The organism is Nonomuraea insulae (assembly GCF_042656245.1).
Genome location: NZ_JBHSPA010000038.1, coordinates 46317 through 56002 on the forward strand (window position 1 = coordinate 46317; position 9686 = coordinate 56002).

Sequence of the window (9686 nt, forward strand, 5' to 3'; positions counted from 1 at the left end):
ATGGGGAGATATCGGGGATCTCGCGGAATGCGCTGTGAACCGCAGTCGACCGGTGCTCCAAGAGCACCCGATAAGCTCTATCTCATGAGCATCTCCCCGTCATTCCGAGAAGTGTTGTCCCAGCGCGTCATCGTGGCCGACGGGGCGATGGGCACGATGCTGCAGGCTCAGGAGCCCACGCTCGACGACTTCCACGGCCACGAGGGCTGCAACGAAGTGCTCAACGTCACCCGGCCCGACATCGTGCGCGGCGTCCACGACGCCTACTTCGCCGTCGGCGTCGACTGCGTGGAGACCAACACGTTCGGCGCCAACATGGCCGCGCTCGGCGAATACGACATCTCCGACCGCGTGTTCGAATACTCCGAGGCCGGCGCCAGGATCGCCCGCGAGTCAGCCGACCACTGGGCCACGCCCGAGCAGCCCCGCTTCGTCCTCGGCTCCATGGGCCCCGGCACCAAGCTCCCGACCCTGGGCCATCTGCCCTACGCCAGCCTGCGCGACGCCTACCGCGACAACGCGGCGGGCCTGATCGCGGGCGGCGCCGACGCGCTGATCATCGAAACCTGTCAGGACCTGCTCCAGGTCAAGGCCGCCGTCGTCGGCGCCAGGCGGGCCATCGACGACTCGGGCCGCGACGTGCCGATCATCGCGCAGGTGACGATCGAGACCAACGGCGCGATGTTGCTGGGCTCCGAGATCGGCGCCGCGCTGACCGCGATCGAGCCGCTCGGCATCGACGTCGTCGGCCTCAACTGCGCCACGGGTCCCGCCGAGATGAGCGAGCACCTGCGCTACCTCGCCCGCCACTCGCGGCTCAAGCTGTCCTGCATGCCCAACGCCGGCCTGCCCGTCCTGACCGCCGACGGCGCCTACTACCCGCTCTCCGCGGAAGAGCTGGCCGGAGCCCACAGGAACTTCACCCGCGACTACGGCCTGTCGCTGGTCGGCGGCTGCTGCGGCACCACGCCCGAGCACCTGCGCCAGGTCGTCGAGAGCGTGCGCGGCAACGAGGTCGCGCATCGGCGGCCGCACCCGGAGCCTGGCGCGTCCTCGCTCTACCAGACCGTCCCGTTCCGCCAGGACACCTCTTACCTGGCCATCGGCGAGCGCTGCAACACCAACGGCTCCAAGGCCTTCCGCGAGGCCATGCTGGAAGGCCACTGGGACGACTGCGTCGAGATGGCCCGCGACCAGGCCCGCGGCGGCGCCCACATGCTCGACCTGTGCGTCGACTACGTCGGCCGCGACGGCGTGGCCGACATGAAGGAGCTGGCCTTCCGCTTCGCCACCGCCTCCACGCTGCCGATCATGCTCGACTCGACCGAGCCCGCGGTGCTGCGGGCCGGGCTCGAGATGCTGGGCGGGCGCGCCGCGGTCAACTCCGTCAACTACGAGGACGGCGCGGGCCCCGACTCGCGCTTCCAGAAGATCATGCGCCTGGTGAGCGAGCACGGCTCGGCCGTGGTCGCCCTGACCATCGACGAGGAGGGCCAGGCCCGCACCGCCGACTGGAAGGTGCGCGTGGCCGGCCGCCTCGTGGAGGACCTGACCACCAACTGGGGCATGCGCGTCGAGGACATCATCGTCGACTGCCTCACCTTCCCCATCGCCACCGGCCAGGAGGAGACCAGGCGCGACGGCCTGGAGACCATCGAGGCCATCCGCGAGCTCAAGCGCCGCTACCCGACGGTGCAGACCACGCTGGGCCTGTCCAACATCAGCTTCGGCCTCAACCCGGCCGCCCGCATGGTGCTCAACTCGGTCTTCCTCAACGAATGCGTCAACGCGGGGCTCGACTCGGCCATCGTGCACGCCTCCAAGATCCTGCCGATGGCCCGCATCCCCGACGAGCAGCGCCAGGTCGCGCTCGACATGGTCTACGACCGCCGCCGCGAGGGCTACGACCCGCTGCAGAAGTTCATGGACCTGTTCGAGGGCGTGGACGCCGCCGCGGTGCGCGCGGGCAGGGCCGAGGAGCTGGCCGCGCTGCCGCTGTGGGAGCGGCTCAAGCGGCGCATCATCGACGGTGAGAAGAAGGGCCTGGAGGCCGACCTCGACACCGCGCTCGACCAGCGGCCCGCCCTGGAGATCATCAACGAGGTGCTGCTCGACGGCATGAAGACGGTCGGCGAGCTGTTCGGCTCCGGGCAGATGCAGCTGCCGTTCGTGCTGCAGTCGGCCGAGGTGATGAAGACCGCCGTCGCCTACCTCGAACCGCACATGGACCGCGTCGAGGGCGAGACCAAGGGCCGCATCGTGCTGGCCACCGTCAAGGGCGACGTGCACGACATCGGCAAGAACCTCGTGGACATCATCCTGTCCAACAACGGCTACCAGGTGGTCAACCTCGGCATCAAGCAGCCGGTCTCGGCCATCCTTGAGGCCGCCGACGAGCAGAAGGCCGACGTCATCGGCATGTCGGGGCTGCTGGTGAAGTCGACGGTCATCATGAGGGAGAACCTGGAGGAGATGGACTCCAGGGGCCTGTCGGAGCGCTACCCGGTGTTGCTCGGCGGCGCCGCCCTGACCCGCGCCTACGTCGAGCAGGACCTGGCGGAGCTGTTCTCCGGCGAGGTGCGTTACGCGCGCGACGCGTTCGAGGGGCTGCGGCTGATGGACGCGTTCATGGCCGTCAAGCGCGGCGTGGCGGGCGCGACGCTGCCGCCGCTGCGCGAGCGGCGGGTCAAGACCGGCGCGGTGCTCACCCGCACCCCCGTGGAGGAGCTGCCGTCCCGCTCCGACGTGGTCGCCGACAACCCGCTGCCGCAGGCGCCCTTCAACGGCGACCGTGTCGTCAAGGGCATCTCGCTGGCCGAATACTCGGCCTTCCTGGACGAGCGGGCGCTCTTCCTCGGCCAGTGGGGGCTCAAGCCCACCAGGGGCGGCGACGGGCCCGGCTACGACGAGCTGATCGAGACGGAGGGCCGGCCGCGGCTGCGCATGTGGCTCGAGCGCATGCAGACCGAGGGCCTGCTGGAGGCGGCCGTCGTCTACGGCTACTTCCCGTGCGTCGCAGACGGCGACTCGCTGATCATCCTCGACGAGGACGGCGACGAGCGCACCCGGTTCACCTTCCCGCGCCAGCGCCGCGACCGGCACCTGTGCCTGTCCGACTTCTTCCGCGCCAAGGACTCGGGCGAGGTCGACGTGGTCGGGTTCCAGGTGGCCACCATGGGGTCGAAGATCTCCGACGCCACGGCCGAGCTGTTCGCCAAGGACGCCTACCGCGACTACCTGGAGCTGCACGGCCTGTCGGTGCAGCTCACCGAGGCGCTGGCCGAATACTGGCACGCCCGGGTCCGCGCCGAGTGGGGGATCGGCGGCGAGGAGACGCTCGACGACATGCTCAAGGTCAACATCCAGGGCTGCCGCTACTCCTTCGGCTACCCGGCCTGCCCCAACCTGGAGGACCAGAAGCAGCTGTTCGAGCTGCTGGCGCCCGAGCGCATCGGGGTGACGCTGTCGGAGGAGTTCCAGCTCCACCCCGAGCAGGCCACCTCCGCGCTGGTCGCCCACCACCCCGAGGCGAAATACTTCAACGTCTGATGCGGGGCGTGGAAGCGGTCTTCTTCGACATGGACGGGCTGCTGGTCGACAGCGAGCGCGTCTGGCTGGAGATCGAGACCGAGGTGATGGCGCGGCTCGGCGCCGAGTGGACTCCCGAGCACCAGGTGCACCTGGTGGGCGGGTCCATGGAGCGCACGGTCGACTACATGCTGGCCGTGTCAGGGGCCGGGGTGCCGCCCGGGGAGGTGCGGGAGTGGATGGTCACCGGCATGGTGCGGCGGCTGTCCGGCGGGGTGCACGTCATGCCGGGCGCCTCCGAGCTGCTCGACGCCCTGCGGGCCGAGGGGGTGCCGGTGGCGCTGGTCACCTCCTCGCTCAGGGAGATCGCCGACGCGGTGCTCAAGAGCGTCGGCAGGGATCGTTTCGACGCCGTCGTGACGGCCGACGACGTCACCCGTACCAAGCCGGACCCTGAGCCGTACCTGACGGCCGCCCGCCTGCTCGGGGTGGAGCCGGTCCGCTGCGTGGTCCTGGAGGACTCGCCGAACGGCGTGGCCGCCGCGACGGCGGCGGGCTGCGCCGTCGTGGCCGTCCCGAGCCTGCTGCCCATCGAGCCGGCGCCGGGGCGTCTGGTGATCTCGTCCCTGACGGAGATCAGGGTCGCGGACCTGAGAACTCTCCTGGCCTCCTGAGCGTTCCCCTAAGGGAAAAGTGGTTCTCACGGAGGAGGCGACCGGGCCTCCGCGTGCCAGGATGGAAATCCAGGAGCCACGATGAGGGGCGGCGACATGGACACCTTTAACGCGATCGCCTGGCTGCCGCTGTGCGCCGGAGCGAGCATCGCAGGGCTTGTACTGGCCTTTCTGGCCTTCAGGCGCAGGGGAGCGGCCTCAGGGCTACGTGTGACGGCCTGGGCACTGCTGCCGCTGGCCGCTTATCTGACCGGCGCGCTGCAGGCGCTGTGGACCATCGGCAGCACCGTGGTGGGCTTCGTGACGAGCCTGGTGCTCAACCCGACGGTGTGGATCGGCGTGGCCGTCGCGGGACTGTCAGCGGTGCTGTTCGTGGTGTCAGGGTTCATGCGGGGCAGGAAGTTGTCCCTGGGGCGGAAGAAGAAGGTCCAGGCGCCCGCGGGGCAGGAGCCGGTTCAGCCCTCAGCTGAAAAGCCGGCCGTCGCGAGCAGGCCGCAACCGGCCGCGAAACCGCAGAAGGCAGCACAGAAGCCCAAGGCCGATGACGACTTCTCCGACATCGAGGATCTGCTCAAACGCCGTGGAATCAGCTGAGTCCTGGCTGTGTCACGATTCCGAGACGCAAACGGGACGGGCCGTAGACAATCTCTTCAAGATCGATACGAATGAGTTTCGCGTCAATCACAGTTGAGCCACAGGGAGCTCGGAAGGGCTAGTCATAGCAGTTCAGCGCATACATTCTGCGTCCTGGGGCCGCGACATGCGGTTCCGATGAGCACGGGCGTCATACCCTGACCGGGCAGTCGTTCGGCTGGCAGACGTCGTCTGGAATCCAGGGGGCCTGGAAAGTATGCGCACTACCTTGGTCGCGCGGGCGCACAACGCGGGGCGGCCGCGGAAGGTGACAGAGGCGGAGGAGGTCGCGTGACCGCTCCGCTGGACGTCCCCGAGTCCGCCGCCACCGCGCCTTCCGATGAGATGCTCGCGGGCGCGGACCGCAAGGCCATCGAGGGCCGCTCCCTCGGCCAGATCGCCTGGCGTCGGCTGAGACGCGACAAGGTGGCGATCGCCGGGGCCTGCGTGATCATCTTCCTCATCCTGGTGGCCGTGTTCGCCCCACTCATCGTCAAGTGGTTCGGTCACGACCCGCTCGAATACCACGAGGACCTGACCGACAGCAGGTCGATGGCGCCCAAGGCGGCCTTCGGCGGCATCAGCCTCGACTTCCTGTTCGGTGTCGAGCCGCAGAACGGCCGCGACATCTTCAGCCGGGTGGTGTACGGCGCGCGGGTCTCGCTGCTGATCGCCTTCCTCGCCACGCTGCTGTCGGTCGTGATCGGCACCCTCCTCGGCGTGATCGCCGGTTACTTCGGCGGCTGGGTCGACACCCTGATCGGCCGGGCGATGGACGTCTTCCTCGCCTTCCCGCTCCTGGTGTTCGCCATCGCGCTGGCCGGCGTCGTGCCCGACCAGGCGTTCGGCCTGACGGGCGACACGCTGAGAGTGGCGTTGCTGATCTTCATCATCGGGTTCTTCAACTGGCCCTATCTGGGGCGGATCATCCGAGGGCAGACGCTGTCGCTGCGCGAGCGCGAGTTCGTCGACGCGGCCAGGAGCCTCGGGGCGCGCGGGCCGTACATCATCTTCCGCGAGCTCCTGCCGAACCTGATCGCGCCGATCCTCATCTACTCGACGCTGCTGATCCCGTCGAACATCCTGTTCGAGGCGGCGCTGTCCTTCCTCGGCGTCGGCGTGCGCCCGCCGACCCCCACGTGGGGCGGCATGCTCGCCGACGCGGCCCGGTACTACACGATCCCGCACTTCATGGTCTTCCCCGGGCTGGCCATCTTCGTCACCGTGCTGGCCTTCAACCTCTTCGGTGACGGCCTGCGCGACGCGCTCGACCCGCGCGGCAAGCGCTGAGCGGTCCCCTTCTCCCTTCCTCAGCTTCCATATCCAAAAGGGGTGCGACACCTTGATGAGAAGAAGACCCACCATCATCACCGCCGCCATAGGCGCGGCGCTGGCGCTGGCCCTGTCGGCCTGCGGTGGCAACGCCACCCAGAGCCCCGGCCAGGGTGGCAGCACGCAGGCCGCGGGCTCCGGCGCCAAGGATGTGGCGGACGCCGCGATCGGCAAGATCTGGAACCCTTCTGACAAGAAGGGCGGCACGCTGAAGATGGCGAACACCGCCGACTGGGACAGCCTCGACCCGGGCAACACCTACTACGGCTACGCGCTCAACTTCGCCCGTCTCTACGGCCGCGCGCTGCTGATGTTCAAGTCCGCCCCCGGCGCCGACGGCAACACGCTCGTCCCCGACCTGGCCGAGAGCCTGGGCAAGTCCAGCGACGACGCCAAGACCTGGACCTACACCCTGCGCAAGGGCGTCAAGTTCGAGGACGGCACCGCGGTCACCTCCAAGGACGTCGCCTACGCCGTGGCGCGCTCCTTCGACAAGGAGGTCTTCCCGAACGGGCCGACCTACCTGATGGCGCTGCTCGACTGGCCCAAGGGCTACAAGGGCGCGCTGAAGGACAAGGACGCCGACTTCTCCTCGGCGATCGAGACGCCGGACGACCAGACGATCGTCTTCCACCTGAACCAGCCGTTCGGCCTGTTCGACTACATCATGCAGATGCCGATGACGATGCCGGTCCCGAAGGCCAAGGACACCGGTACGAAGTACCAGGAGCACGTCATCTCGACCGGCCCGTACAAGTTCGAGACGAACGAGATCGGCAAGGGCTTCACCCTGGTCCGCAACGACCAGTGGGACGCGGCGACCGACCCGAACAGGCCGGCGCTGCCCGACCGCATCGAGGTCCAGACCAAGGTCAACGCCGACGACCTGGACAACCGGATCATCTCCGGTGACGTGCACGTCGCCGTGGACGGCCTGGGCGTCAGCGCCGCCGCGCTGCCCAAGGTGCTCGGCGACCCCGCGCTGCAGGCCCGCACGGACAACGCGCTGCAGCAGCGCACCTGGTACACCTCGATCATCCCGGACGTGCCGCCGTTCGACAACATCGAGTGCCGCAAGGCCGTGCAGTTCGCCGCGGACCGTACGAGCCTCGCGCGCGCCTGGGGCGGCGACACCGGCGGCATCATCGCCACCGGCATGATCCCGCCGAGCATGGCCGGTCACAAGGACATCGCGCTGTACAAGACGCCCGACGACAAGGGCGACGTGGAGAAGGCCAAGACGGCGCTGACCGCGTGCGGCCAGCCCAGCGGCTTCGAGACCAACATCTCCTACCGCACCGAGCGTCCCAAGGAGAAGGCCGCGGCCGAGTCGCTGCAGCAGTCGCTCGCCAAGGTCGGCATCAAGCTGACGCTCAAGCCGTTCCCGCAGGACGACTACTTCGCCCTCTACGCGGGCAAGCCGGCCTACGTCAAGGAGAACAAGATCGGCCTGGCCGTCAACGGCTGGGGCTCCGACTACCCCGACACGTACGGCTTCCTGCAGGCCATCGTCGACAGCCGGGACATCAGGGCGGCCGGTAACTACAACCTGAGCGTCAAGATCCCCGAGGTCGACAAGATGATCGACCAGATCAAGGCCGAGCCCGACGCCGCCAAGCGCGGCGAGATGTGGTCCCAGGTCGACCAGCGCGTCATGGAAGAGGGCACCGTCCTGCCCAACGTGTACGGCAAGGCCCTCTACCTGCGCGGCAAGGGCCTGACGAACGTGTTCATCAGCGACTCCCAGCAGATGTACGACTACGTCGGCATGGGCGTCCAGCAGTAATTCGAACACCCGAGATTGGCAGGTGAAGGCAGCGGGTCGCCGGCCCGGCGCGGGAGAACCCCGTACCGGGCCGGTGACCGGAGCCGGTCACAGTGGTCACATACATCATCAGGCGCGTGATCGGCGCCGTGGCGATGCTGCTCATCGTCAGCATGGTCACCTTCGCGATCTTTTTCCTGGTGCCTCGCCTGGCGGGCGCCACCCCTGAGGGGTTCGCGGCCCGGTACGTCGGCAGGACCGCCAGCGACGAGACCATCAAGCTCGTCGCGCAGCGGCTCGGCTTCTACGACCCGATCGCCGTCCAGTACGGCCGCTTCGTCAAGGGCATCGTGGCCGGGGCCGAGTACGACACCGGCGCGTCGGTGGAGCCCTGCCCCGCGCCCTGCATGGGTTATTCCTTCATCACCCAGCAGCCCGTCTGGCCCAACCTGCTCGACCGCACCAGGATCACCCTGTCGCTCGGCATCGGGGCGGCCATCCTGTGGGCGCTCGGCGGCGTGGCGACCGGCGTGTTGTCGGCGCTGAGACGCGGCAGCTTCTTCGACAGATCGGCCATGGGCGTCGCCCTGGCCGGAGTGTCACTGCCGATCTTCTTCACCGGCATGATCGCGCTGTCGGTCTTCAGCTACGGATTGGGCTGGACCGCGCCCGGCGGCGCGTGGGTCGACATCACCATCAATCCCGCGCAATGGGCCTACAACCTGATCCTGCCCTGGATCACGCTGGCGCTGCTGTTCGCCGCCACGTACGCGCGGCTCACCAGAGCGGGCATGCTGGAGACCATGGGTGAGGACTACATCCGCACCGCCAGGGCCAAGGGCCTGGGCGAGCGCAAGGTCGTCGTCAAACACGGCCTGCGCGCCGCGCTGACACCGCTGCTCACCGTCTTCGGCCTCGACTTCGGCCTGCTGATGGGCGGCGCCGTGCTGACCGAGACCACGTTCTCGCTCAACGGGCTGGGCAAATACGCGGTGGACGCGATCTCCAACAACGACCTGCCAGCGGTCATGGGCGTGACGCTGCTCGCGGCCCTGTTCGTGGTCGTGGCCAACCTGATCGTGGACCTCCTGTACGCGGTGGTCGACCCGAGGGTGAGGCTGGCATGAACGAGTTCCTCGACGTCAAGGACCTGCGCATCCACTTCCCGACCGAGGACGGCGTGGTCAAGTCGGTCGACGGCCTGTCGTTCGCGCTGGAGCGCGGCAAGACGCTCGGCATCGTCGGCGAGTCCGGCTCCGGCAAGAGCGTCACCAGCCTCGGCATCCTCGGCCTGCACAAGGGCGGCAACGCCCGCATCTCGGGCGAGATCTGGCTCGACGGCACCGAACTGGTCGGCGCGAGCAACGACTACGTGCGCCAGCTCCGCGGCAAGAAGATGGCGATGATCTTCCAGGATCCGCTGTCGTCCATGCACCCGTACTACACGGTCGGCGACCAGATCATCGAGGCCTACCGCATCCACCACAACGTCAGCAAGAAGGTCGCCCGCAAGCACGCCGTCGACATGCTGGGCCGCGTCGGCATCCCCGAGCCCGCCCGCCGCGTCGACGACTACCCCCACCAGTTCTCCGGCGGCATGCGGCAGCGCGCCATGATCGCCATGGCGCTGTCGAACGACCCCGAGCTGCTCATCGCCGACGAGCCGACCACCGCGCTCGACGTGACCGTGCAGGCGCAGATCCTCGACCTCATGCGCGACCTGCAGCAACGTGGTCTTTCCCGCACCGTTGGGA

7 protein-coding genes are annotated in these 9686 nt (G+C 68.4%); all 7 read left to right on the forward strand.

The genetic code is table 11. From position 1 onward, the window contains the following. Positions 1 to 84: 84 nt before the first annotated feature. The gene (metH, locus tag ACFPZ3_RS32210; protein ID WP_379518058.1) at positions 85 to 3549 is read left to right on the forward strand and encodes a methionine synthase; all 3465 of its coding nucleotides are present in this window, start codon (positions 85 to 87) and stop codon (positions 3547 to 3549) included. Then, positions 3549 to 4202: an HAD family hydrolase gene (locus ACFPZ3_RS32215; protein ID WP_379518059.1), complete on the forward strand. Its 654-nt coding sequence runs from the start codon at positions 3549 to 3551 to the stop codon at positions 4200 to 4202. The genes metH and ACFPZ3_RS32215 overlap by 1 nt, the downstream gene beginning before the upstream one ends. Before the next feature lie 81 nt (positions 4203 to 4283). Beyond that, positions 4284 to 4796, forward strand: coding sequence for a cellulose synthase (locus tag ACFPZ3_RS32220; protein WP_379518060.1), 513 nt, complete (start codon positions 4284 to 4286; stop codon positions 4794 to 4796). Between the two features lie 330 nt (positions 4797 to 5126). Next, entirely contained in the window at positions 5127 to 6125 is a 999-nt protein-coding gene (locus ACFPZ3_RS32225) for an ABC transporter permease (protein WP_379518061.1), read from the forward strand. 55 nt (positions 6126 to 6180) lie between these two features. After that, on the forward strand, positions 6181 to 7953 hold the full coding sequence (locus ACFPZ3_RS32230) for an ABC transporter substrate-binding protein (protein ID WP_379518062.1): 1773 nt from the start codon (positions 6181 to 6183) through the stop codon (positions 7951 to 7953). A 92-nt stretch (positions 7954 to 8045) separates the two neighbouring features. Beyond that, positions 8046 to 9059 (forward strand): ABC transporter permease, encoded by a 1014-nt coding sequence (locus ACFPZ3_RS32235; protein WP_379518063.1) that lies wholly within the window; start codon positions 8046 to 8048, stop codon positions 9057 to 9059. Next, a partial coding sequence (locus tag ACFPZ3_RS32240) for an ABC transporter ATP-binding protein (RefSeq protein WP_379518064.1) occupies positions 9056 to 9686 on the forward strand: 631 nt, incomplete at its 3' end. The genes ACFPZ3_RS32235 and ACFPZ3_RS32240, both read left to right, overlap by 4 nt.